Annotated in this window: 23 protein-coding genes; 8 read left to right on the top strand and 15 right to left on the bottom strand. The window is 62.4% G+C overall.

What is annotated here, in order from left to right; genetic code table 11:
• Nucleotide 1 precedes the first annotated feature (1 nt).
• From ACTEK7_RS25550 to ACTEK7_RS25535, 4 genes are all read right to left on the bottom strand, one after another.
• Nucleotides 2–355: a hypothetical protein gene (locus ACTEK7_RS25550; protein WP_074448055.1), complete on the bottom strand. Its 354-nt coding sequence runs from the start codon at nucleotides 353–355 to the stop codon at nucleotides 2–4.
• A 59-nt stretch (nucleotides 356–414) separates the two neighbouring features.
• Nucleotides 415–915 carry a hypothetical protein gene (locus ACTEK7_RS25545; RefSeq protein ID WP_036041710.1) on the bottom strand — a complete coding sequence of 167 codons (501 nt, stop codon included), beginning with the start codon at nucleotides 913–915 and terminating at the stop codon, nucleotides 415–417.
• A gap of 239 nt (nucleotides 916–1154) precedes the next feature.
• The gene (locus ACTEK7_RS25540) at nucleotides 1155–1532 is read right to left on the bottom strand and encodes a hypothetical protein (RefSeq protein ID WP_225147278.1); all 378 of its coding nucleotides are present in this window, start codon (nucleotides 1530–1532) and stop codon (nucleotides 1155–1157) included.
• A gap of 72 nt (nucleotides 1533–1604) precedes the next feature.
• A complete protein-coding gene (locus ACTEK7_RS25535; protein WP_036014486.1) occupies nucleotides 1605–1949 on the bottom strand; it encodes a DUF1236 domain-containing protein in 345 nt (114 codons plus the stop codon).
• A 491-nt stretch (nucleotides 1950–2440) separates the two neighbouring features.
• Between ACTEK7_RS25535 and ACTEK7_RS25530 the strand changes: the two genes are divergently transcribed.
• Entirely contained in the window at nucleotides 2441–3760 is a 1320-nt protein-coding gene (locus tag ACTEK7_RS25530; RefSeq protein WP_225147279.1) for an aminotransferase class V-fold PLP-dependent enzyme, read from the top strand.
• A 174-nt stretch (nucleotides 3761–3934) separates the two neighbouring features.
• Nucleotides 3935–4774, top strand: a complete 840-nt coding sequence (locus ACTEK7_RS25525) for a hypothetical protein (protein WP_225147280.1) — start codon at nucleotides 3935–3937, stop codon at nucleotides 4772–4774.
• Between the two features lie 93 nt (nucleotides 4775–4867).
• Here the strand turns inward: ACTEK7_RS25525 and ACTEK7_RS25520 are convergent, their stop codons facing one another.
• The 7 genes from ACTEK7_RS25520 to ACTEK7_RS25490 all read right to left on the bottom strand — a co-directional run bounded on the left by ACTEK7_RS25520 (nucleotide 4868) and on the right by ACTEK7_RS25490 (nucleotide 12114).
• Nucleotides 4868–5266 carry a VOC family protein gene (locus ACTEK7_RS25520; protein WP_225147281.1) on the bottom strand — a complete coding sequence of 133 codons (399 nt, stop codon included), beginning with the start codon at nucleotides 5264–5266 and terminating at the stop codon, nucleotides 4868–4870.
• Nucleotides 5267–5419: 153 nt separating this feature from the next.
• Complete coding sequence (locus ACTEK7_RS25515; protein WP_225147282.1) at nucleotides 5420–6493, bottom strand: M48 family metallopeptidase; 1074 nt, start codon at nucleotides 6491–6493, stop codon at nucleotides 5420–5422.
• 28 nt (nucleotides 6494–6521) lie between these two features.
• On the bottom strand, nucleotides 6522–6920 hold the full coding sequence (locus ACTEK7_RS25510) for a DUF2846 domain-containing protein (RefSeq protein WP_225114314.1): 399 nt from the start codon (nucleotides 6918–6920) through the stop codon (nucleotides 6522–6524).
• A gap of 160 nt (nucleotides 6921–7080) precedes the next feature.
• Entirely contained in the window at nucleotides 7081–8103 is a 1023-nt protein-coding gene (locus ACTEK7_RS25505; RefSeq protein WP_225147283.1) for an LLM class flavin-dependent oxidoreductase, read from the bottom strand.
• 54 nt (nucleotides 8104–8157) lie between these two features.
• Nucleotides 8158–8622: a hypothetical protein gene (locus ACTEK7_RS25500; protein ID WP_474809760.1), complete on the bottom strand. Its 465-nt coding sequence runs from the start codon at nucleotides 8620–8622 to the stop codon at nucleotides 8158–8160.
• A 238-nt stretch (nucleotides 8623–8860) separates the two neighbouring features.
• Nucleotides 8861–9724 (bottom strand): L,D-transpeptidase, encoded by an 864-nt coding sequence (locus ACTEK7_RS25495; protein WP_225126976.1) that lies wholly within the window; start codon nucleotides 9722–9724, stop codon nucleotides 8861–8863.
• 188 nt (nucleotides 9725–9912) lie between these two features.
• A complete protein-coding gene (locus ACTEK7_RS25490) occupies nucleotides 9913–12114 on the bottom strand; it encodes a LuxR C-terminal-related transcriptional regulator (protein ID WP_225147284.1) in 2202 nt (733 codons plus the stop codon).
• Nucleotides 12115–12475: 361 nt separating this feature from the next.
• On the opposite strand from ACTEK7_RS25490, the gene ACTEK7_RS25485 reads away from it, so the two are divergent.
• Nucleotides 12476–12769: an antibiotic biosynthesis monooxygenase family protein gene (locus ACTEK7_RS25485; RefSeq protein ID WP_036014479.1), complete on the top strand. Its 294-nt coding sequence runs from the start codon at nucleotides 12476–12478 to the stop codon at nucleotides 12767–12769.
• Nucleotides 12770–12940: 171 nt separating this feature from the next.
• On the opposite strand, the gene ACTEK7_RS25480 is transcribed toward ACTEK7_RS25485, so the two are convergent.
• Nucleotides 12941–13816, bottom strand: a complete 876-nt coding sequence (locus tag ACTEK7_RS25480) for an AraC family transcriptional regulator (RefSeq protein WP_225147285.1) — start codon at nucleotides 13814–13816, stop codon at nucleotides 12941–12943.
• Nucleotides 13817–14010: 194 nt separating this feature from the next.
• Here ACTEK7_RS25480 and ACTEK7_RS25475 point away from each other — a divergent pair, with 194 nt between their 5' ends.
• Together ACTEK7_RS25475 and ACTEK7_RS25470 are read left to right on the top strand one after the other, a co-directional pair.
• Nucleotides 14011–15129 (top strand): aldo/keto reductase, encoded by a 1119-nt coding sequence (locus tag ACTEK7_RS25475; RefSeq protein ID WP_225147286.1) that lies wholly within the window; start codon nucleotides 14011–14013, stop codon nucleotides 15127–15129.
• A 72-nt stretch (nucleotides 15130–15201) separates the two neighbouring features.
• Entirely contained in the window at nucleotides 15202–15903 is a 702-nt protein-coding gene (locus tag ACTEK7_RS25470) for a formylglycine-generating enzyme family protein (protein WP_225147287.1), read from the top strand.
• Between the two features lie 99 nt (nucleotides 15904–16002).
• Here ACTEK7_RS25470 and ACTEK7_RS25465 read toward each other — a convergent pair whose 3' ends face one another.
• A complete protein-coding gene (locus ACTEK7_RS25465) occupies nucleotides 16003–17049 on the bottom strand; it encodes a lytic transglycosylase domain-containing protein (protein ID WP_225133985.1) in 1047 nt (348 codons plus the stop codon).
• A gap of 695 nt (nucleotides 17050–17744) precedes the next feature.
• Between ACTEK7_RS25465 and ACTEK7_RS25460 the strand changes: the two genes are divergently transcribed.
• The 3 genes from ACTEK7_RS25460 to ACTEK7_RS25450 all read left to right on the top strand — a co-directional run bounded on the left by ACTEK7_RS25460 (nucleotide 17745) and on the right by ACTEK7_RS25450 (nucleotide 21669).
• Entirely contained in the window at nucleotides 17745–18572 is an 828-nt protein-coding gene (locus ACTEK7_RS25460) for a universal stress protein (RefSeq protein ID WP_225147288.1), read from the top strand.
• A 179-nt stretch (nucleotides 18573–18751) separates the two neighbouring features.
• Nucleotides 18752–18901, top strand: a complete 150-nt coding sequence (locus ACTEK7_RS25455; RefSeq protein ID WP_158284448.1) for a hypothetical protein — start codon at nucleotides 18752–18754, stop codon at nucleotides 18899–18901.
• Between the two features lie 50 nt (nucleotides 18902–18951).
• Entirely contained in the window at nucleotides 18952–21669 is a 2718-nt protein-coding gene (locus ACTEK7_RS25450; protein WP_338129079.1) for a cation-transporting P-type ATPase, read from the top strand.
• A 188-nt stretch (nucleotides 21670–21857) separates the two neighbouring features.
• On the opposite strand, the gene ACTEK7_RS25445 is transcribed toward ACTEK7_RS25450, so the two are convergent.
• Both ACTEK7_RS25445 and nhaA read right to left on the bottom strand, forming a co-directional pair.
• A complete protein-coding gene (locus ACTEK7_RS25445) occupies nucleotides 21858–22217 on the bottom strand; it encodes a hypothetical protein (RefSeq protein WP_225133983.1) in 360 nt (119 codons plus the stop codon).
• Between the two features lie 8 nt (nucleotides 22218–22225).
• Nucleotides 22226–23566 (bottom strand): Na+/H+ antiporter NhaA, encoded by a 1341-nt coding sequence (nhaA, locus tag ACTEK7_RS25440; RefSeq protein ID WP_225133982.1) that lies wholly within the window; start codon nucleotides 23564–23566, stop codon nucleotides 22226–22228.
• Nucleotides 23567–23575: the final 9 nt, after the last annotated feature.

Genomic DNA, 23575 nt, shown 5'->3' with positions numbered 1-23575 from the left:
CTTAAGGCGACGAGGTCGAGATCGTGCAGCCGTTGACGGTGATGGTGCTGGCGCTGGTGGAGCCGGGCCCACCCGCCGTCGACGAGGAGCTCGAGACGTGGCCGCCGCCCGCTTGCACATTGACCGACGATCCGCCGGCAGAGCTCGAGCTCGACAGCGAACCGCTCGATGCGGTCGAGCCCGTCGTGCCCGAACCCGATGCGCCCGCGGCCGTGATGCTGCCGTCCGCATGCTTCACCACCGTCACCTTGCACGTCTCGCCCGACGCCGTCTTGCCGGTCTTTTCCATAGTAGCCGCCTGAGCTGCGCTAAACGTCAGTGCCAACGCTGCGATCGCAATGATTGATCTGTTCATGCGAGTTCTCCTCCAACAAAGACGAAGGAGCGGCATCGCTGCCGCTCCTGGTCAAGGCACTAGTTCTTGTCCTTCTTCCACTCGTCCTTGTTATGGCCCTTGCCCTTTTCGAGGCCCATGTCGCTGGCGTGGCTACCGGACTTGCCGTCGCCCATGCCGGGCGATTTCGACGAACCGGACTGGCCAACGGTCGAGCCGCCCGCAGCCGAGCCGCCAGTGCCGACGCTGGATGAGCTCTTGCCATCGCCCGCCGATGAACCACCGGTGCCGAGCGTCGAGGCCGAGCCGCTGCCCGAGCCACTGCCGGCCGCCGATCCGCCGGTGCCGACGGTCGAAGAGCTGGTGCCGCCGCCGGCCGACGAGCCGCCGGTGCCGAGCGTCGATGCAGAGCCCGACCCGCTGCCGCCAGCTGAAGAGCCACCGGTGCCCACCGTCGAAGAGCTGGTGCCGCCGCCGGCCGATGAACCGCCGGTGCCGATCGTCGAGCTCGATTGCGCAACGGCAAGCGCCGTGCCGGCCAGCAGCGCGGCCGCAGCCGCAGAGAGCTTCAGGATCCTCATTTCCATTTTCCTCCAGGGTTTCCAAAAATCAAATCGCCAATCAGGCACGGGATAAATTGGCAATCGCGCAAACGTTCCTTGTGTCCGACACGTTGACGCGTTGATACGATCTGAGATAGTTCCGCGACGCGCGGCGCATGGTCATTCATTCATCTGGCGTTCATCTCTGCCGCGCGCCACAGCTGTAGATTCCTGTTAGCTGCGATCGCGAGGCTCCAGCTCTCAGAATGCTCCGACCGTCACCAGACGCGTGGAGAGGCGAGAGGAAGCCGCGCGGCATTCCGATTTGAATGCAGACCGGCTGCTCGCGCCGTGCCGCGTCGAGATGCCGGTGTGACGTCCGGTTTTCTGGTTGCAAGCATCGCCAACGCGTTGCTTGCACCGGGATCCGGCGACTCGGCGGCGAGCAGGGGAGTGGAGACCGTGGTGGCGATCCGAGTCGATGTGTCGAAGATGATTCTTTCAGGCAGCGCCCGTGCGGAGTGGATGCGAATGCTGGTTCGCGCGACGTCCGGGCCGGCAGCGCGCTCCGCGGCCTGCGGCAGAGAGCGATCCAACAGGAAGAGCAACGCCACGGCTAAAATGCTTGCAAACACGAAATATCGAACGATCGGCATCAGGCGCTACCGCAAACGAGCTGTCGAAAGAATGCACGGGCGGGCCGCCTCGACGACCCGCCGTGCGGCGGTTTAGTCAATCTCCTGGACGACCATGCGGCTGCCGGGATCGACCAACATCACGCGGTTGCCCGAGTAGACGTAGCGGTACTTGGTGAGCGAGGGACCCCAGTCACTCGGCACGGCTGCGAGCTCGACGTCGCTCGGCACGGGCGAACCGACGACGATCTTTTCGCGCGTTTCGACCGGACGGATCTTGCGCTCGGTGACGTAGGACCGGATCTTGGTGCGGGACTCCGGTTCGATCTGCACGGCCGCGCCGTGCCCGGCTCCGGTCGTGGTGGTGACGGTGGTTTGTGCCATCGCGCCCGTCGACACGAGCAGAGCGGCGGCCGAAATCAACATGAGCTTCTTCATTGCGTTCTCCCTCGCCGCTGCATGCGGCGCTGCAATGAACTCGCCATCAGCTGCGCCGTTCCGGCAAAACCCGGAACGTTTGCCGTTTTTTCCCGTTCTCTCACCGGGAGCACTCAACTGGAGGAGAGGAAAATGCCTGTGTTGATTCTTTGGGCGGTGCCCGCGCTCATCGTCCTGGGCGGCGGCATCTATCTCATCGGCTACCTGCAATGAATGTGAAGGTTCCGGTTTCCGGACAAAGGAAGAAACCGGACCCCACATCCGCTCGCGCGCGTCGAGGCCGGTGCTCCGGCCGCGCCGTCGCCATCGGCTTCCGATCATCGCATTGTCACGCTCCGGTCATCTCCGCTGCATCGTCCGTTGCTCTTGTCCCGCGCGCCAGAGCCTGCTTCGTCCGGTGACGTCGGAACGGAGCTCTGGATCGTCGTTTGGCGTTTTCGCGATGCGATCCCGACGCCGCTTCGCTCGAAAACGCTCTGGGGAGAGCTGACATGCAACTGATCAGGACGTTTTCAGCGGACCGCCGCGCGATGCTCAAGGGCCTCGCGGCAGCAGTCGTGGCGCCGCTTGCGGGGCCGGCCTTTGCCGCCGAGGGACTTCCGCCGCAGCCGACCGGCTCAGTGGCTGCCATCGCCACCGACAAGTCCTATTGGGCGGCCGTGAAGGGGCTCTACGCCGTGACGCCGGACATCGTCAATTTCGAGAACGGCTATTGGGGCATCATGGCCGAGCCCGTGCGGCGCGAGTTCATCCGCCAGTCCGACATGGTCAATTATCAGAACACCTATTACGCGCGGCTGCGTGCGGGTGCGGATTTCGAGGCCGTGCGCACCAAGGTGGCGGAGGCTGTCGGCGCGCTTCCAGCTGAGATCGCGCTCACCCGCGGCGCCACCGAGGCGCTTCAGCTCCTCATCGGCGGCTACAACAGGCTGAAGCCGGGCGACGGCGTGCTCTATGCCGATCTCGACTATGATTCGATGCAATATGCGATGAACGCGCTGAAGGCGCGCCGTGGCGTCGAAGTGGTCAAGTTCGACGTGCCGGAGCCCGCCACCCGCCAGGCTGTGCTCGACGCCTATGCCCGCGCCATCGAGGCGAACCCGAAAACGAGGCTTTTGCTCCTGACCCATGTCAGCCACCGCACCGGCTTCGTCATGCCGGTCGCCGAGATCGCCCGCATGGCCAAGGCCAAGGGCATCGACACCATCGTCGATGCCGCCCATTCCTGGGGGCAGCTCGACTTCCGGGTGAGCGAGCTCGAGGCCGATTTCGTCGGCTTCAATCTGCACAAATGGATCGGCGCGCCGCTCGGCGTCGGCTTCCTCTACATCAGGAAGGATCGCCTCGCGGCCATCGACCGCAACATGTGCGACGAGGATTTTCCGGAAAGCGACATCCGCTCGCGGGTGCATACCGGCACGGTCAATTTCGCCACGATGCTGACGGTGCCGACGGCGCTGGCGCTGCATCAGCAGATCGGCGGCGCGGCCAAGCAAGCGCGTCTGCGCCATCTGCGCGACTATTGGGTGAGCCGCGTCCGCGGCTTCAAGGACATCGAGATCCTGACGCCGGATGAAGCCGGCTCATATGGCGCGATCACGTCGTTCCGCCTCGCCGGCAAGACCGGCAAGGCCGACAACGAGGCCATCGTTGCGAAGCTTCGGGACAGCTACAGGATCATGACGGTGCGCCGCGCCGGCGTCGCCAAAGGCCAGTGCATCCGTGTGACGCCGGCGCTCTTCACCGACGAGGCCGATCTCGGCCGCCTCGTCGAGGCGCTGGCCGTCATCACGGGGACGAAGACGGGGTAAGGCTGGTATGACACGGCCGCTCGATCGCCAGAGGTCGCACGCCGGTCGGGCGGGCTCGGCCGTGCACGGCTTCGCAATTCTGTTCCGACGGGGGCGGTGAGTGGGTTACAAGCGCAGGCGATCCAACGGTCGCCGATGCGACTGAGCCGCGACGGCATGGGTAGGAGACGGCTCGTGCCTCACGACAGGAAAGCCCTTCAGATCCTTTTCAATGCCTATTGGTCGCCAAAGGGCTGGAAGCAAAGCGCGGCGACTGATCAGGCGGATTTCGAGTATGCCCGTCAAGCCGGTTACATGTTCGATCCCGTCGCCGTGACGCATGACGACATCGTCGCGCGGCTCGTCTCTATCCGTCCCCGGGTGAATCTGGAACGGGCCGCCAACGCCTTCCTTGCCAGTCTCAGCACCCGCCGGCTCGATTTGCGCTCGGCGCTGGGCAGCTTCTCCTGTGCCGCATATTTCCCTCTTCATGGGCTTCGGGAACAGGCCTCTCGAGCGCTCGGCCGCCGGCTGCCCTGCCGCATCTGCGGGCGCTACGGTGACGGGAGCCCGGCGCAAGAGGATCTCAACGTGCTGAGCTTCGAGAGATGGAAATGGGGCGGCGTTCGTCACGTCGACCCCCTGTACTGCTGGTTCGATCTCGCGCAGTTCGAAAAAGCTGATTTGGTCGAGCCGACGGAGGAAGATTGCTCGATTCTGACGGAGATCGTCGGCATCGCCTCTGGCCTCCCTCCGGACGCAAGGCCGAATGAGCTGGAGAAGCGCATCGGCAAAGTGCTCAAGTCGAACCGAGCCGAGCGGTGCGTTCTCATCCAGATTCTCGGTTATTGCGGCGTCCTGAAGCCGGCGCGCCGCAGCGGCTTCCTGCAGGCCTTTACGCCGGATGAGTTCCGGGACCGGCCTCCCGATCACACCAATGATTGGGCCTACCCGGTCATCTGGTGGCGCGGCGCGGATGGCGTCAATGCCGATGCGCTCAGCCAGCTCTTTCCGAAAGTCGCTTCTATGGTCTGAGCACCTCGGCTGCGAGACGTGATACGCCCCAATCGACGATGCGCCTCAAGGTCGAGATAAGCGCGAGGCAGGCGGAACCGGCGGCGTCGGGCATCAACTGCGGCTGGTCGATTGGATGAGATCCCAGCGGTTGCCGCATAGGTCCTCGAAAACCGGGACGACGCCATAGGCCTCGTGCCGCGGCGGCCGGACGAAACGCACGCCGGCGGCAACCATGCGCGCATGATCGCGCTCGAAATCATCCGTTTCCAGGAAGAGGAAGACGCGCCCGCCGGTCTGGTCGCCGATGCGCGCCGTCTGCGCCGGCCCGTCTGCTCGCGCCAGGAGCAGGCCAGAACCAGGATTGCCCCGCGGCCGCACCACCACCCAGCGCTTGCCGCCGCCGAGCGGCGTGTCCTCGCAAAGCTCGAAATCCAGAGCGCGCGTGAAGAAGGCGATCGCTTCATCATAGTCGGCGACCACGAGACTGACGAGTGACAGACGCTGATTCATCGCGCGACCCGGCGAATGGCGGCAAGCTCGCTGTGGAGGAGACAGGATAGCATAACACTGTCCAGCTCGCGTGATCCTGCCGCCGGTCCCAAGAGCTAGCACGGACACACGAAGATCGTCGAGCAATTGTTCGCTCGGCCAGAGCCCGCACGTTCATCTGCCGACGCTGACCCACTCCTGGACCTTCTTCCGCCATTCCTCATCGAATCGTAAGGTGAGTTGGTTGGCAGCGTCCGGTGAGAGAAGTTGGTCAACCGCGGACATTTTTATCTCGCCAACGTCAGGTACGTCGATGTATCCGAGGCTGGCCAACCGCTGGCCAAAAGGCGGATGTGTCGAATCGGGATCGTGCTGGCGGCTCAGACTGGCGACGGCGGCGGTCATGAATCCCGGCGCTCTTATAGCTGGAATCTGATCTAAGATTCGCGCGAATGGCGGCGATGGCGCCTTGATTGCGCCGAGCACCTCCTTCTGCAGGGGAGCGAAGACGAGATCGGCCAGACGTGCTCCACAAACCTCCATCATCACCAGCGCGCGTGCCATCTCCTCGCGTCCAACCTGCTCGGCCGCTTCCAGATCGGCGGCAAGCTCGTTCTCCCGTGACAATGCCTTGTATTCCTTCTCCAGCCTTTCGAGCAGGGAATGGAGTAGGATGCGAGCAATGTATCCGGTAATCGTGTGCTCCGGATCGGCGTAGAAGAAAACGTTCTCCGCGGCCGCCATGAAATCGGCGAGGTTGGTGCCTCCCGAAGTGTGCCGAAGCCGGGCGTGCGCCACTTCATGAGCGATAACGGCACGAACCGATCGCTGGTCCAGGATCATCAACAATGGCAGACCAATGGTCATCGTGACATGCTGTCCGAACACGCCCGCATACCGGCTTTCTTCCGAGATCGAAGCGTTGAAATCGGTGTCGACCAGCAGAGTGCGGTTCGATCTGACAAAACTGCGATCGAGCTCCCTCCATGCGGCCCAAAGCCCCGGGGCGGTCTGTTCGTCGGCTTCGAAACCGCCATGCTTGCGCGAAGGCAGGAACAGGAGCCCAATTGCGAGTGCTATGGTGGCCATGGAGCTTGTGAACACAATCGGTGCCGTGGCCAGCGCCGCAATCGTGTAGCGGTCCATGATCATCAGCCAGATGGCGAGAATCGTGCATGCCAGCGCGACGACGGGAAGCACCGCATAGCGACCAAGGCGCAAGACGATTTGCAGAATAAGGCGTTTCATCCGCGTTTCGGCCGCGGAGAGCCTCAGATCACGCCTTGCCACATGAGCTGTTGCTCTGATGCAAGCTGGCGACGTCGGCACGACCCTGGCTTTCCGTGACCTGAACCAACGTGATCGCACCGGGCGTGATGATTCCCACCTGTGGCTGGGCGGAGAGGTAGGTGGTGCTGCCGGCGCGCAGATCGAGGCTCACTTTCTCGCTTCCCTGCCCGAACAGGTTGGTACTCAGTGGAAGATTGTTGACCGCAACCTCGTGGCGGCCCGGAGGCAGCTCGCAGGCGACGAACCCTGCAGCCTGGCTGCCTCCAACGACGTTTCCATCGACCGCATAATTTGGCTGGATCGCAAAACCGAGGGCGGACGAGCGATAGATGACAAGCCGCGCAGTGTTGGCCTTGACGTTCTCTGTCAGCGCCGAGCTGCCCATCGGCCCTGACGCACACCCCGCTAGCAAGAATGCTGCAACGAAAATTCCTGGACGCAAGCCCATTCAACCCCCCGATCAGTCCAACAATGCCCCGAGGGATCATTGGCGTCGGTGGTGCATGAAGTCAATCACGACTTGCGGTCGTGTCACGCCTTTCAGGTCACCGCCACCCCAGCGCCGGCGCGACATGCATCAGGATCGCCTCGATCGCATGCGCGCAATAATCCACGCCGAGCTGGTTCGGGATCGTCAGCAGCAGCGTATCGGCTTCGGTGATCGCCTCGTCCTGGCGCAGCTGTTCGATCAGCACGTCGGGCTCGGCCGCATAACTCCGCCCGAAGATCGCGCGCGTGCGCGGGTCGATGAAGCCGATCTCGTCTTCGCTGCCGCGCTCGCCGCCGAAATAGGCGCGGTCGCGATCGTCCATCAGCGCGAAGATGCTGCGGCTGACGGAGACGCGGGGCTCGCGGCTGTGGCCTGCTTCCTTCCACGCCGCGCGATAGGCACGGATCTGCGCCGCCTGCTGCACGTGAAAGGCCTCGCCGGTCTCGTCGTTCTTCAGCGTCGAGCTCTGCAGGTTCATGCCGAGCTTCGCCGCCCACACCGCGGTGGCGTTCGAGCCGGCGCCCCACCAGATCCGTTCGCGCAGGCCGGGCGCATGCGGCTCCAGGCGCAGCAGCCCCGGCGGGTTGGGAAACATCGGCTGCGGATTGGGCTCGGCGAATCCTTCGCCGCGCAGCAGGTCGAGGAAGACCTCCGCATGGCGCCGCCCCATGTCGGCGTCGCTCTGGCCTTCGGCCGGCCGATAGCCGAAATAGCGCCAGCCGTCGATCACCTGCTCGGGCGAGCCGCGGCTGATGCCGAGCTGAAGCCGTCCGCCAGCGATGAGATCGGCGCTGCCGGCGTCCTCCACCATGTAGAGCGGGTTCTCGTAGCGCATGTCGATCACGGCCGTGCCGATCTCGATTCGGCTGGTCTTGGCGCCGACGGCCGCGAGCAGCGGAAACGGCGAGGCCAGCTGCCGCGCGAAATGATGCACGCGGAAATAGGCGCCGTCGGCCCCGAGCTGTTCGGCCGCGACCGCCAGCTCGATCGATTGCAGCAGCGTATCCGCCGCCGAGCGCGTCCGGGATTGCGGCGAGGGCGTCCAGTGCCCGAAGGAGAGAAATCCGATCTTTTTCATGCGGGCAACATATGGCTGATCGGAAGAGTTTGCGAGACGTTCCTGGAGGCGGCCTCAGATTTCGCAGCCGGTCAAGTTCAAAGCCTTGAGCAGGCCGCCGAACGCCTTGAGGCGACACTGCTCGGTCTCGTTGGCCGCCTTTTCGCGCTGAACAGTGGCGGCTCGTTTGACGACAAATGCCTTTGGCTTCGGCTTGGGAGGTTCAGCGGTCGCGATCCGTTTCGGTTTGCTTCGCGGACGGACGATCGGCGTCGGCGCGAATGAACGGACATGCACGTCCTGCGGAGCAACCGGGTTATCCATCGAAGCGGTCTGTGTCGGCATCGCGCGGCTCTCAGCGGCAACCTCGAGGCGATCGGCCTTCGCCAGCGCATCGTGCGAAGCGGGGATGCTTGCGTTCTGCTCGGCAGGCGGCTGGACCGTGGCGGCGATGCGACGCGGTGGAGCGCTCAGCTCCATGGCCGACAGCATTCCCACACTCAACAGGATGAGGAGGCCCAACAACGCCATTCTCAGCATAACGCGCCTCTGACCCAGGTTAGCGCCGCTGAAAATTCTGCGCGTCAATGAGGCAACTTTGCCGGCGGCCGCCGCCCAACGGCAATCATTTGTCGATAGGGTTAATTCGGTGCCGCATCTTGCCAACGCAGACCGGCTTTGGTCGCGCAAGATGGTCTGTTCGGCCGTGGCTATCGACGTGAAGTGACGACTTGAATTGCTCTTTGTCCTCGGGGCAGAGCCAGGAGGAAGGACCGAACTACTGCACCTCGGCGATCTTCGGTCCGGGTGATGGCACCTGTGCGCTCGTTGCCGACGGCCGGTTCGACGGCGAGGCCGGGTCCGGAGATCGGGATGCGGCATCGGGCGGCGTACCCTGGGACGGTCGACGGGCCGCATTCGTCGGAAGCACGATCACCTTCGCGCCGACTTTCACCCGCTCATAGAGGTCGACGACGTCCTCGTTGGTCAGGCGGATGCAGCCGGACGACACCCGCTTGCCGATCGTCTCGGGCTTGTTGGTGCCGTGAATGCGATATTCGGTCTCGCCGAGATACATCGCCCGGGCGCCGAGCGGATTGCCGGGGCCGCCCGCCATGAACCGCGGCAGATAAGGCTGACGCGAGACCATCTCCGCAGGCGGGCGCCAATCCGGCCATTCTGCCTTGCGCGCCACGGTTTGCTCACCGGACCACGCAAAACCTTCGCGGCCCACACCGATGCCGTAGCGCATCGCCTGCGTGTCGCTCAGGACGAGATAGAGGAACGTGTTGTTGGTATCGATGATCACGGTGCCCGGCGTCTGGCGGCTGGCATAGTCGACCACCTGCCGGACCAAGGCTCCGGGAATTTCGGCGTCGGCTTTGGGCGGTTCGACCAGCGGCGCCGGAGTAGGAACCGGGGGCGGCGCGGGCGCTGCTGCGTGAACCTGCGGTGCCACGTAGACCGGCGTTGACGATGCCATGGCCTGGGGCGCGGACGGCTTCCGCACCGGTTGCACGTTTCCCGGGCGAGCCAGCAGGCCATACCCCAATGCTGCGATGGCCACGGCGCCAATTCCGACTCTCGCTGCCATCGGCAGTGCGATCGTCTCGACCTTCCGGCGTTTGGCCCGCTTGCTCATGTCTTCTCCCAGGTCGCCACGCCCAGGAGGAGTACCCAGCAAGATTTAAGAAACTTCGAAGCGATTTCGCTGGGACCGGAACCGTCGACCATGGTTAACGCCGGCTGAGCCCGCGGCGGCCGCGCGGGAGACCGTCGAGCGAAGCGGCGTCATTCGTCCTCTTGCTTTGGCAGCTTCTGCTTGGTCAGCTACACAAACCAATCATGCACTGGATGATGCTCAACGCCCCTCGCGTGATCAACGGCGCTTTGCTCCGCGTGCGAATGGCCAATCAGATCTGCATCTGGGATCAGCGACAGTTCGGGATGTCCGGCACGGTGCGGGCCGTGTTCTGCCGTGTCGGTGCCATAGCCACTCTCGCGATGATCCGAACCCTTGGCCGATGGCATATCGTTCCTGAAATGAAAGGAATCTCCGGGCCCGGGCGCGGCAGCCGCTTGTGCTGCACCGGCGCCGTGGTTCGCCGGGTCGTGGCCGTCAGCCTTTTGGCCCGGCTCTGCATGCGGATTTTGAGAAGCGTTTGGATGCGCCTGGTGCAAGTCACGCTGCGATTCGCCGGAATTGGCATGGCTTGCGGGTCCGTCATCGTCGGCAAGCTGCTTGGCAGCTGCGGAACCGGGTTCCGAAGCGTGATCCGATTGTCCATGATGGGAGTCGTGCCCGGTCGAGCCCTGCTTGTCCTGATGCTTTCCGGCCGCTGCACCGTTTTCCGAACCATGCAAATCACGCTGCGATTGTCCACGAGCGAAATCGCCCTCCGGCGGGCCGAGCTCGGCATGCTTGTTGCCGGCTGCTGCATCCTTCTCCGAAGCGTGCGATTTTCCCTGGCTTGATGCGTGGTCGGGTGGCCCGTGCTCGGTCTCCGGCTTGCCGGCTGCTGCGCCGTCTTCCGAAGCGTGCAAATCGCGCTGCGCTTGTCCATGATCGCGTGCGTCGATCGCCGCTGCCTGTGTCGTGCCGCGTTCGGCATTCCTCGCGCCCGTTGCGGCCGCCTGTTCCAAGCCGCCATGATCACTCAGAGCGTCGATGGCGCCGGATCCGATATGAGGGTTGCCGTTGTCGCCGAAGCCGTCCTCGCGCGCGGCCGCATCGATGATCTGAACCTCGTCGGCTCTGGCCATGGCGTCGCCTCGGGCAGCTTCCAACGCGAATGATTCATGGTGTGTGTCGGGATCGAGCCAGGGCAGCTTGTCGAAGCCGTCGAGATCGGGCCTGCCGGGACTATCGAGGGCGACCAACTCGCGGGGGGCGTTCGCGTCAGCCCACGCAAAGACATCGCTCGGTCTTTCCCAAGCAGTGAACGCCTGGGCGTGACTGCTCAGGAGCGAGACTCCGACTGCCGTCATCATGAACGTGCCGGCGCTGCTCAAGCCCGGCCTTGCAGGGTTGAGTGGCGGCACTGTGATCGTGCTGCCAGCAATATCGGCTCGGGATTCGATGAGCTTGGCGGCCCGCGTCGGCATGTCCGTCGGGGAGTTCTCGATACGGACGGCTCTGGCCATCTTGCCCGGAGCAGGAGTCGTTTTTGCGGAGGTGATCTTGATGGTCACGATCGCGCCGGTGCCATCTGCGGTCATGACCGTGACAGTGTCGGCATCCACAGTATCGACTTCGGTCGCGCCGGCGGATCGAACGTCCTCGAGCGCCGCCCAAATCAGAGCTGCAAGCGCGCCGACCCCGCCGTAAAGGCGCGTCAGGGCGAAGCTTGCGAGCTCCGTCCGGCCCTGGATGTCGAGCCGCGCGGATATGTGATCGATCCGCGCCTGAATGGTGCCTGGGGCGACCTTGAGCTCGCGCGCAATCTCCTTGTTCGACATGCCGCTGGCGACCAGACGCATGATCCTGCGCTCCTGGTCCGTCAGCGCTGCCAGGCCATTTTCGCCAGACGCGCCATTGCCTGCCTTGCGGGCCGCCGGGTGCGCGTTCGGCGCCACCAGCCGCAGCGACTGCAACAGGTTTTCGGGCTCCTCGCGCATCGGTATGGCGGTGCAGGCACCCGCTGCGACGGCCGCAGCGAGATCGCCGCGTGCGATCGATGCGGTGTAGAAGACCAGCCGTGTGCGAAGGCTTTCGGCGTTGACGGCGGCCAGCATGGCTGAAGCCGTCAGATCGGGAAATCCATCCTCGACAAGCGCGACGTCCGGCGCCAACGTCCGGACGGCTTCGAGGCAATCGGCTCCATTGATGCAGGACGCAACGATCTCGAAGTCACGTTCGGTCGCAAATAGCGTGGCAAAACCCTGCAAAACGATCGGACGGCGATCTGCGATCACGAGTCGGATACGACGCATCTGGTTTGGCTCGCCCGGCTTTCCCGTCTTGATTGGCCCAGCAAGGCGACCCGGCTTCAGCTGCGTCACCTTCAAGAGCAGCGCGGCAACGCGCGACACCCTCGTTGGTTCCACGAGGTGTGAAGCCCAGGGATGTCAGTACGGAGCAGCGGATGGGGTCGGCCCATCTTGATTCTTCCGATGCGCCATCCTGCTCCTGTTTTGCCCGACGGTGCAACGCTTTCGTAAAATGAGCAGAGTGCGCTGCGGTCATTCGAAAGATCGTGCTTGCTGAAGCAGCCTGGTCCGCCGCGGAGATCTATCCCGGCTCGCCGCGCTCTAAGTCGCTGATTTCGTTGCCCGCGCCTACCGTGCGTGGGGTTGTTTTCGACTTTTTGTTGCGGGGGTGCAAAGATATCGGTCCGAACCCGATCTGGTACGGCGCTCGCATTTTCATCCAATCATTTTCCGGAGGCGCGTCATGCAGGTTTACAACGTCGTCAAGTTCAAGGTGAAGCCGGGCCAGGAAGGCGCCTTTCTCGATGCGCACCGAGACGGCAAGGCCAAATGGCCGGGACTGGAGCACGGCGTCATCATCAGGACCGGCGATCAGACCTTCTGCCTCATCGGCACGTGGTCCAGCCAGGACGCGCTGGTGGCGGCACGCTCGGCGATGATCAAGACCCTCGACAGTTTCAGGCCGGTGCTCGAGGACCAGGGCAACGGACGCGGCGTGACGGACGCGGTGTCGGGCGAGGTCGTGCTCGCGCTGTAGCGCGGGCAGTGCCGCGACTTCATCACCCGCAGGGGTCCTTGGTCGTGAACCGCTGCGTCTTGACGCCGGGGCCGCAGGCTCGTCGGAAAATGACGCAGGGTTGAGGCGTGTCGTCGGCTATTTGCCGGCTGCCGTTGTACGCCATTGGCCGTCAGGCGTTACTTTCCCCTGTCAAAGATGGAATGAGCGTCGATATTGGGATGGGCTCTGGCCGGTCAATGACCGGAAGACGCGGGCAAAATGCGCGGGACTGATAAAACCGACGCGTAGCGCCATCTGCGCGACCGAAAGCTTGCTGCTCGCCAGCAGTTGTTTTGCCATTGCGACACGCCGCGCATGGACGAATGCCAGCGGCGTCTGCCCGGTCGCTGCCCTGAATGCGCGATGGAAATGGCCTTCCGAGAGCTGCGCAAGATCAGCGAGATCGGCAATCCGAATTGTCGCGCTCAAATGCGCGTCGATGAATTCAGTGACGCGCCGTAACCTCCACGCCGGCAGCTTGATCGATGTATCCTTCACTCTTGCACCACCGTATCGGCGTGCAAGGTATACAACGAGAGCAAGGCTCATCGTGTCGCAATAGATCGCGTCGAGACCTCCCTCCAGCGCGTCAACTCGTTCGAACTCCGCGAGCATGTTCCAGACAAAGCTGTCTTCCGAGCCCGACAGGGGGCCAAGTCCTTCGATCGATGCGCCGGCGATTGCTGAAATCCTGGCGGGGTCGAGGGCGATCGCTGCCCATCGCCAACCCACATTGTGAAGCCGAAGCCGTCGCTCGCAGCCAGCCGGGAGAAATGAAACGGTCGACGGCAGATCGGGCCCGTCATAGCGATGCCCGCCATCGGCCGAGATTTCATGTCGCTCGGCGCCGCCGGACAGGGTCGCCATGATGAGGTGATTTGGCGAGAGGATGCGTCCTTCGACGATGGAGGTCATCGGCCGGTACGCCGTTTCGAATGCGCCGTTCGCCCATTGGGTACGCCGCCAGCCATCCGGCCGGGAGCTCAACCGATCGATTGTCGACGCATTCTCAATGACACGGTGCATCGCGACTTCCTGCGAAGCGATGTCGCCTGAATACACATTCAAGCTTGGAACCGCAATTCCTTGCAGGCCGGAAAGGGAGCATCGTCGCGTCAGGATCCGAGTGATTTGATCAGAATCCCGCGCGACAAAGCGAGAGGTCGATCCTTTCTATTGGCAGGCGACAAGTGCCGCAGGCGAAATCACGGAGATTTGCAATGGATAAGACACCACAGGATTGGCCGACGGCGACCGACCGCCGCCAGTTTCTCGGCGCCGCCACCGCGATGGGCGCCGTCGCGGCGACAGCTGTTCACGCAACTGCAGTCGGCGTTTCGAGCGCCAATGCGCAAGCGCCAGCCGGCACTGCATCGCGTGCGGCTGCGGCGGGGCCGGTACTCACCCGAACGATCGGCCGCACCAACGAAAGTCTGCCCGCGCTCGGACTGGGAACGTTTCTGACTTTTGACCTGCTGCCCGGCAGCAATCGCGACGCGCTGCGAGAGGTCACCAGGAAATATATAGATGGCGGCGTCCGGGTGATCGATACATCGCCGCTCTACGGTACCGGCGAGGTCAGCGTCGGTGGATTTCTCAGCGCCATGGGCGTGACGGACCAGATGTTCATCAGCAACAAGATCTGGTCGACCGGCGACTACCTGGCCGACGAAAGCCACGCCTTGGCCAGCATGGAGCAATCGAGGCTTCGGCTGTGGCGCGACAAGATCGACGTGCTCCACTGCCACAGCCTGGTCAATGTCGACGCGATCGTGCCACTGCTGCGCGTATGGAAGAGAGAGGGCAGGATTCGCTATGTCGGCGCCTCGGTCCACGAGAATGACTATCACAACATTCTCGCAGGCTTGATCGACAAGGATCTGGTGGACATCATCCAGGTCAACTATTCGATCTTCAATCGTCACGCCGAGGAGCGCGTCCTTCGCGCGGCGAGCGAGAAGGGCGTCGGCGTGCTCACAAATATGCCGCTCGAAAAAGGCCGCTTGCACAAGATCGTCGAGGGCCGGCCGCTGCCTGATTTTGCCCGCGACATCGGTGCGGAGAACTGGTCGCAGTTCTTCATCAAATGGGCTATGGGCCATCCGGCGGTGACGACCGTTCTTGCCGCGACGTCGAACCCGGATCACGCGGCCGAGAACGTCGGAGCGTTGCGCGGTCCTCAGCCGGATCAATCCATGCGGCAGCGGATGGCACGGCATATGGAAAGCATTCCCGGCTTCGCCAATCTCGCGTCGATGCAATGGTATCCTGACAAGCAGAGCATGTACCAGGGCGTCATCCGCCGTTCGCAGGCGGCATTGCGTCAGCGCATGAGTTGATCGGTGAATGGCAGGCGCGCAGGGTCGATGCCTGCCCTTCTCACCTGGAAGCAATACAGGAGAAGTTCGTACATGAAATGGCGCTCGATTGCTTTGCGATGTGGCTTGATGGCTATTACCGGCGTTGCATTCGCCGAGGCTGGTCAACGCGAGAATCTGGGCAAGTTTGCCATCGACCGGACCGAGGTCACGATCGGCCAATTTCGCAATTTCGCGGCTGACAAAGCTCTGAAGACCGCGGCCGAACAGGAAGGAGGCGGACACGAATTCGCGGGCGGCTGGATCCGTCGCAGCGGCTGGACATGGGCGACTCCGTTCGGAGAACCAGGCAGCGACGATGAGCCGGCGGTGCATGTGTCGTGGAACGAAGCTCGTGACTACTGCTTAGCCGTGGGCGGACGCTTGCCGACCCTGGAAGAATGGGAAAGAGCCGCCTATACCGAAACGCGTGCGAATCCTACCGACGATTTCGTAAATGGACGCACCTATCCTTATCCTGTCGGCGATAGACCTGACGGCATGAACACATCCGATAGAGATCGCTGGCCGCGGCATGCAGCCGTGGGTACCACCAAGCGGGGTGTCAACGGTCTGTACGACATGGGTGGCAATGTCTGGGAATGGCTCGCGGATCGGCGGGGCGATGAGGCACTGACGGCCGGCGGGTCGTGGTGGTACGGTGCGGACAAGACAAAAGCGTCAGCCGTACAGTGGAAATCGGCCGACTTTCACGCGGTCTATATCGGGTTGCGTTGCGTTTACACGGCTCAATAGCCCGTTCAGGTGAGGGCCCAACACACCCTGGGTAAAGGCCGACGGCCGGCGAGTTGCGCTAAAGACAAGCAAGCATGCGCGGCGCTGCCGACGACCGACTTATTGGTTTGCCGCCGCCGCAGCAGTCGCCACATATTTCGTGTAGAATTCGGCGACCCGGCCGCGCCACATGCCGACGAACGCTTCTGACGTCACGTTGTCGACCGATTTCCAGGTGCGCTTGAAGGCCGGAAGTGCATTGCCCCAAATCGCGCGTTTGCACCACCGCTCACCCTTCTCCTTGCCTTCGCTGGTGGCGCACATGGATTTCCATGCGGCGCGAGCGGGCCGGCTGATGTGCTCGGCGGCGCCTTCCCAGCCCTGCTGATGAATCAGGTAGAGATCGCTCATGTCCGGCTTACGGTGGGTGATCCACTCGAACAGGACGCCCTCGGTAATGATCTTGTAGGCGGCGGCGACGGCGTTATCCCGCGGACTGCGAATTTGCCCGAAGCCGAACTTTCCGAACTCATAATAGCTGAGCTGAAACAGCCCGATATAGGACCCGGTGCGTTGATTGGGGTTGAAACCGGATTCGATCTTGGCAACCGCCATCATGAAATTGAAATCGAGACCAAACGCGTCGGCAGCGCGCTTGATTTCTTCGGTCGGCGTTCCCAGCGGAATGTCCCTGAACGCACGCAAGACGATCTCCGCCGGTTTCTCGGCGGGCGGCAGTTCGGACCAGACGTAGTAGGCCAGATGACGGAAATCCCGCGTCGACGCCGCTTTCGGCGCAATGTTTGACGCATCGCGTTCCGGCGGCAGCGATTGGACGACATCCTGTCCCAACGAGGCCAATTTCGGCGCGACGGGTTGATCGACGATCTCGGCTTCGGTGCGTAGCGGTGCCGAACCTGCCGACATCACCGCGCCCGGCTCTGCTCTTTCTTCCCGAAGCGCTGCCGCAAGTCTGGCGGATGCCTCTGCGTAGGCGGCCGGCGTCACCACGTTCGTGGGAGCCGCCATGCTCGCTGCAGCCGGTATGCTCGCTGCCGCTTGCGACATGACATCGGGCACCGTCGCGGCCGGTCTGTTAGCGGCGGCCAGAAAGAGTCCCACGGATGCGAGAACAGCCACGATGCAGCTGGTCTGCCAGGCCTTCATTGCCCGAAGTCCAATGACGGCTTCTGTAGGAAGGTTGTTCGCATGGTCCTGCGGCCTGTGGGTGAGTACTCTTCGTAGAAACTTAAGGTTTAAATGTGGTGAACGAGAGCGGGCTTTCTGCCTCGCACCCGATGAGTCCCCCCTTTGAGTCACAAGCGTTTCCTGGCGGAGGACGCTCGTGGGGGCGGCCAGGGGCGCATATGCTGCAAATGGGATCCGATCTTAGCGGCTTCCGCTCTACACGAGGCAACCGACGCGCCGACAGCCACCGGGATCTTCGGCTACGGGCCAGAAGTGGGCCGCGGACAGGAGGGGTACGTTGGGATCACACTAGCCACACCTCCTATTTCTCGCCGTACCGGCTACCCCACGATCCTGCATCCGAGCGACATCAGGTCGGAATGTCCGGGGTCGGGACAGATGCACCTTGTACCAGAGAAGCCAATCGGCGGCGCCTTCCACTCGCGGCACATAAGCGAGCGTTCAGCGGCCCGAGCGCGAGGTTTAGATTTTGAGATTAAAGGAACACCCACCGGAATATCTGGGTCGCACTGTTACTTGGCTATGTTGGCGGTTCGCAACCGACTTTGAAATGTGAATGCTCGTTGATCTGCATCATGAAACTTGCTTGATGTTCCTATAGACTACCTACCGGTTCACAAGCAGAGTTGCGGCCCAAATCACCGGAGGGATCAATGCGCATTCTCCTTCTTCTCGGCGAGACGGAGTCCTCGCTTAGCGCCCGGGAGTTTGCATTCGATCTCGCCCGTCCTGGCGGACTACCTGTTTCCGGCCTCTCTGGTATCGATCTGTCTTCCCTCACTGTTCCAATGATTGGCGGGATTGGCGCGTCGGCATATCAAGCCAAGCTCGAGGAGACGCGGGGGCGGCAAGCGCGCGAGAATAACGCGCGGCTACACGCGTCATATGCTGAAGCATGTGATGCGAGGGGCGTCGAGTTCTCCTGGCTCTCTTTCGAAGGTGATCCGGCTGAGGCCTTCCGCGTTGCTTCCGAGACGCGAGATTTGATCGTCACCGGTCACGATACGACCTTTTCGGTCGACCGGGCTGCCTCGTTGCCGGAATTGCTGTCTAACCTTCTGTTGCTCTCGCCACGGCCAGTCGTCGTCTGCGGCGACGAGTATCGCCGTCCGCGCGACGTGTTGGTGGCATATGATGGCAGTCTGACCGCCATGCGCGCCTTGCAAATGTACGCACTTCTGGGACTGTGGCGCGAGGCCCGCGTGCACGTGACGTCTATCGCAGCGGAATTGCAGCTTGCTACCCGACGCGCTCATGCTGCGGCCGACTTCTTACGTAGCCATGACGTACACTGTACAGTCGTTCCGATCGAGACAAGGGTGGACCCGTCCGAGGCGATCCGAATTGAAGTCGTTGATCGGGGCATTGGTCTGCTGGTGATGGGCGCATTTGGTCATCGCGGCTGGAGTAATGCCCTTTTTGGCTCGACGACGCGGCGACTGGTCGAGCGGCCGCCTTGTCCCCTGTTCCTCTTCCACTAGAACCGGCGTCCGTGCCCGTGCAGGTGCGCGCCTTACACACCGAACAGATACACGGCAAATTGGGCGATGATAACCCAACCGACCGTGCCGCGGACCCGTGTCTCGGGCTTGTACAGCACCGCTATGATGAATATTCCCGTCATCACGACGGCCGCGGAAGCCCAGGCGGGCAGGAATGCATGTCTCGCCTCATCGCGGTGATCGCGTCGAGCCGTCTCTATACGCGCCGGGGCGCGACGCACCGCTTCAAGCTTGAGCAAATCGAGGAGGCTTACGACGTATGCGCCAACCAGCGCGAGCACGTCCTCGAAGTGGCGATCTCACCCTGACAACGTAGCGGATAGCAAGCTCAACCGAAACACAATTCCAGGTCTCACAATTGAGCACGAACGAGCGCGAAGCACACTACCACGCAATGTCCGTGGAAGCGGTCCTCGCCGCTGTCGAGGCCCATGCGAGCGGGCTTTCTGCTCCCGAGGCGGCGCGGCGCCTAAGCCGGTACGGAGCCAACCGGCTTCCGGAACCGCCTCGACGCAGTGCGATCCTGCGTTTCCTCTCCCACTTCCACAACTTCCTGATTTATGTGCTGCTGGGCGCGGCGGCGATCACTGCCGCTCTCGGGCATCTCGTCGACTCGAGCGTCATCCTGGCGGTGGTGATTGCCAATGCGATTATCGGCTTCATTCAGGAAGGGCGCGCGGAACAGGCGATGGATGCCATCCGCCAGATGCTGGCTCCGAAATCCTCCGTGATGCGCGATGGCGAACGGCACAGCATCGATAGCGCCTCGGTCGTTCCGGGCGATATCGTGCTGCTGGAGGCAGGCGAGAGAGTTCCTGCCGACCTGCGGCTGGTAGAGGCGACCGGCCTCCGGATCGAGGAGGCAATCCTCACCGGCGAATCCGTACCGACAGACAAAGAAACGAAGCCTGTGGCAAGCGGAGCGATGATCGGCGACCGATCGTGCATGGCCTTCAGCGGGACGCTCGTTGCCGGCGGCGCCGGTCGCGGCGTGGCCGTGGCCACCGGAGCGTCAACCGAAATTGGCCGCATAAGCGGCATGCTTTCCCAAGTCGAGACATTGACCACGCCACTGGTTCGACAGATGGACGGGTTCGCGCGATGGTTGACGATCCTGATCCTGCTGATCGGCGGCGTGCTGCTCGTCTACGGCTATTTCGTAGGACACCTGCCCTTCGCCGAGTTGTTTATGAGCGTCGTCGGGCTGTCGGTCGCTGCAATTCCGGAGGGGCTACCAGCCGTACTGACCATCACGCTGGCCGTAGGTGTCCAGGCGATGGCTCGCCGCAACGCCATCGTTCGCCGCCTGCCGGCAATCGAGACGCTTGGGTCTGTTTCCGTGATTTGCAGCGACAAGACGGGAACACTCACTCGCAACGAGATGATGGTGACAACCCTGGCCAGCGCCGATCACATCTATTCGGTCGCGGGAGACGGGTATGCGCCCGAAGGCGCTATCCGACTCGCCGATGCGGACGTCGACCCGGTGGAGCATGAGCTGCTGCTCGAATTCGCCCGAACCTGTGCTCTCTGCAATGATGCCGCCTTGCACAGCCATGACGAAGGGTGGAAGGTCGTGGGCGATCCGATGGAAGGCGCGCTCAAGGCTCTGGCCGGCAAGATTACGCGCCAGGGCGCTGCGGCCTTCGCCGATTGGACGCGAACCGACACCATCCCCTTCGACGCCAAGCATCGGTACATGGCCGTCCTCCATCACGATCATGAAGGGCATGCCTGGATCCACGTCAAAGGCGCTCCGGAACGGATCCTTGCCATGTGTTCCGTTCAGCGGACATCAGATGGGAGCACTCACGCGATCGACGCGGACTACTGGCGCAAGCGGATGGACGACATTGCCGCGCAGGGCCAGCGCGTCCTGGCTCTTGCCGCACGTTCAACGGCGCCGGATCACGTTGTCCTGAACACTGCCGATCTCGACGGCCATATGGTGCTTGTCGGACTGATCGGCCTGATCGATCCACCTCGTCCGGAAGCCATCGCCGCCGTTGCGGAGTGCCATGGCGCGGGAATCCGCGTCAAGATGATTACCGGCGATCATGCCGGCACCGCAGCAGCAATCGCGCGCCAGGTCGGCCTTCAGCACCCCGGCAAGGTGCTTACCGGTGCCGATCTCGAGGCAATGAGTGATGCCGAACTCGCGGCCGTCGTCGTCGATACCGACGTCTACGCGAGAACCAGCCCTGAGCACAAGCTGCGACTGGTGACCGCGCTTCAATCGCACGGACTGACGGTTGCCATGACCGGGGATGGAGTGAATGACGCGCCCGCACTCAAGCGCGCCGACGCCGGTATCGCCATGGGGCAGAAAGGCAGCGAAGCCGCCAAGGAAGCTTCCGATCTGGTCCTCGCCGACGACAATTTCGCATCCATCGCCGTCGCGATCCGCGAAGGGCGCACGGTCTATGACAACATCAAGAAGGTCATCAGTTGGACGCTGCCCACCAATGCGGGGGAGGCTACAACAATCATCACCGCGCTGTTTCTCGGCATGGCGCTGCCCGTCACAGCGGTGCAGATCCTGTGGGTCAATCTGATCACCGGGATCACTCTCGGCATTGCGCTGGCATTCGAGCCGACCGAAGAAGACACGATGAAGCGGGCGCCGCGGTCACGGAAGGAGCCATTGCTGACTGGCGCGCTGATCTGGCACATCATTCTCGTGTCCGCACTGTTCCTTGCGGCAGTCTTCGGCATGTACACCTATGCAATCGACAAAGGACATGCGCCAGACCTCGCCCGGACCATCGCCCTGAACACGCTTGTGGTGCTGGAGATCTTCCATCTCTTCTTCATCCGCAACATCTACGGCACGTCATTGACCTTGAAAGCGGTGCGGGGAACGCGCGTCGTGTGGATTTGCGTGATCGCAATCACCCTGGCTCAATTCGCTGTCACTTATCTTCCACCGCTCCAGCAGGTGTTCGGCACGCAACCGGTACCCTTCTTCGATGGGATGCTCATCGTGGCGGTCGGCGCAGTATTCTTCGCGGTGATCGAGGCAGAGAAGCAGCTAAGAATTGTCTTCCAGCGGACCGAGCAAGCCCCGTATTCATGACGGGCGGCTTTTCACGTCTTGAATTGGCCAAGGTCCTGCACTGCGGTGGCGAGCACGCAGATAATCGGGAAGTGGTGATCCCAATTTAGCGCAAGCACCCCCTCGAACCGCGATGGGCATGATGAACGCCCGAGAAGGAGGAGCGAGCGGGGCTTGTCGGCGTTTGCAATCCGACGACCCTCATGGTTCTACCATTGAGAAATGGATTCGGGCGACAACCGCTGCTCAGAAAAGCTTCTGATGACCCTTTGACCTCCGGGAAGGATCAAACCGCTGGTGGCCCGATAGGTGTTTATCCCTTGCCCCAGTCCACAGTTGATCTCCCCGTTCTGGGTCGAAACAAGCCGAATGGCGGCATGCCCCTCGACGTTGGAGCGAACATACTCTTGCGCGGCCGAGATGAGATCTTCCACGGCCGTTTTGTTGTACAAAGGATGCTTCGGGTTCAGATGCAAACCAGTTTCGACGATCATCACCTGGGTGATCCCCGTTGATAGAACCTCAACGGCGAATGATACGAACGATACGTATTGAGCTTTGAAGGCCATTGATCTGCTCACCGCCATCGCGCGTAGATGGCGCCCCAGCCGAGGCCGAGCGTGGCGGCAACAAGCGAGCCGAGGAGTACGCCCAGTTTCGCTGCCCTCAGTAGTGCTTCATCGGAGAAGGCCAGCATTGAAATGAAAATGGACATCGTGAAACCGATGCCAGCCAGCAGGCCGACCAGACAGACGCCGCCCCAAGAAACACCGGGAGCAAGGCGACACCAGCTCAGTCGTACCGCAACCCAGCTCGCGCCGACGACTCCAAGCGGTTTGCCGGCGACCAGGGCAATTGATGTACCCATCATCACCAATTGCCCCCCAGAAGCGAGATCAGCGCCGGTGATGCCGACTCCGGCGTTCGCCAGCGCAAAGACCGGCATGACGCCATAAGCCACCCACGGATGTAGTGCCATCTGCACTCGGGAAACCGGCGGCAAAATTTCGCGGTGAGCGACGCGAAGATCTCGCAGCGGTCGCTCTAACCGGTGCGGATCTTTCGCGTTCACTGCATCGCTGCTTCGCAACTGCTTTAGTACTCGCGACAGCACCTCCAGCGGTGGTTCACGCATCGGTATAGCGCGTGCGGGAGTTATCAGTCCGAGGACAACGCCTGCAAGGGTTGGATGGATTCCCGCCACCATGAAGCCAATCCATACCAAAGAGCCGGGCAGCACGTACAAGAGTGCAGAACCGATCCCAATCCGCTGTAATCCTAAAACCCCGAGAACGCCTATCGACGCAATGGCGAATCCGCCAAGCTGAAGGCCAGTGGAGTAGAACAACGCGATGATCATCACTGCGATGATGTCGTCGATGATCGCGAGAGCCAGCAGCAAGACACGCACATTGACTGGGATTTTGCGCCCAAGCAGGGCAAGTACTCCGACAGCGAAAGCGATATCGGTTGCGGTGGGCACGGCCCAGCCTCGCCCGCCCGCCGGGTCGTGGTTGAGGCTCAGATAGATCAGCGCCGGGACGATGACGCCACCGGCCGCGGCGATCAGTGGCAGAATGGCTTGGTCGAACCGACTAAGAGCACCTTCATGGATTTCGCGTTTGATCTCCATTCCCACAACGAGGAAGAAGATGGTCATCAGAACGTCGTTGACCCAGAAATGCAGCGACCGTGAAAAGACGTAGTCCCCAAAGCCGATTGAGAGCTGAAGGTTCCAGAAATCGTGATAGCTGTGATCGTATCGAGAATTGGCCCAAAACAGCGCCGCTGCGGCGGCTACGAGAAGCGCAACGCCGCTGACAGCCTCAACATGCAAAAACCGATGGAGAGTGCTGAAGGCCTGTTCTGCCAGCCGCTGGGCTTTGGGCACATCGTCGAACGTTGGTCCATTATGCATGGGCGCACT

This window comes from Bradyrhizobium sp. JHI2711 (genome assembly GCF_056156565.1).
This window is presented reverse-complemented; position numbering and strand designations above follow the sequence as displayed.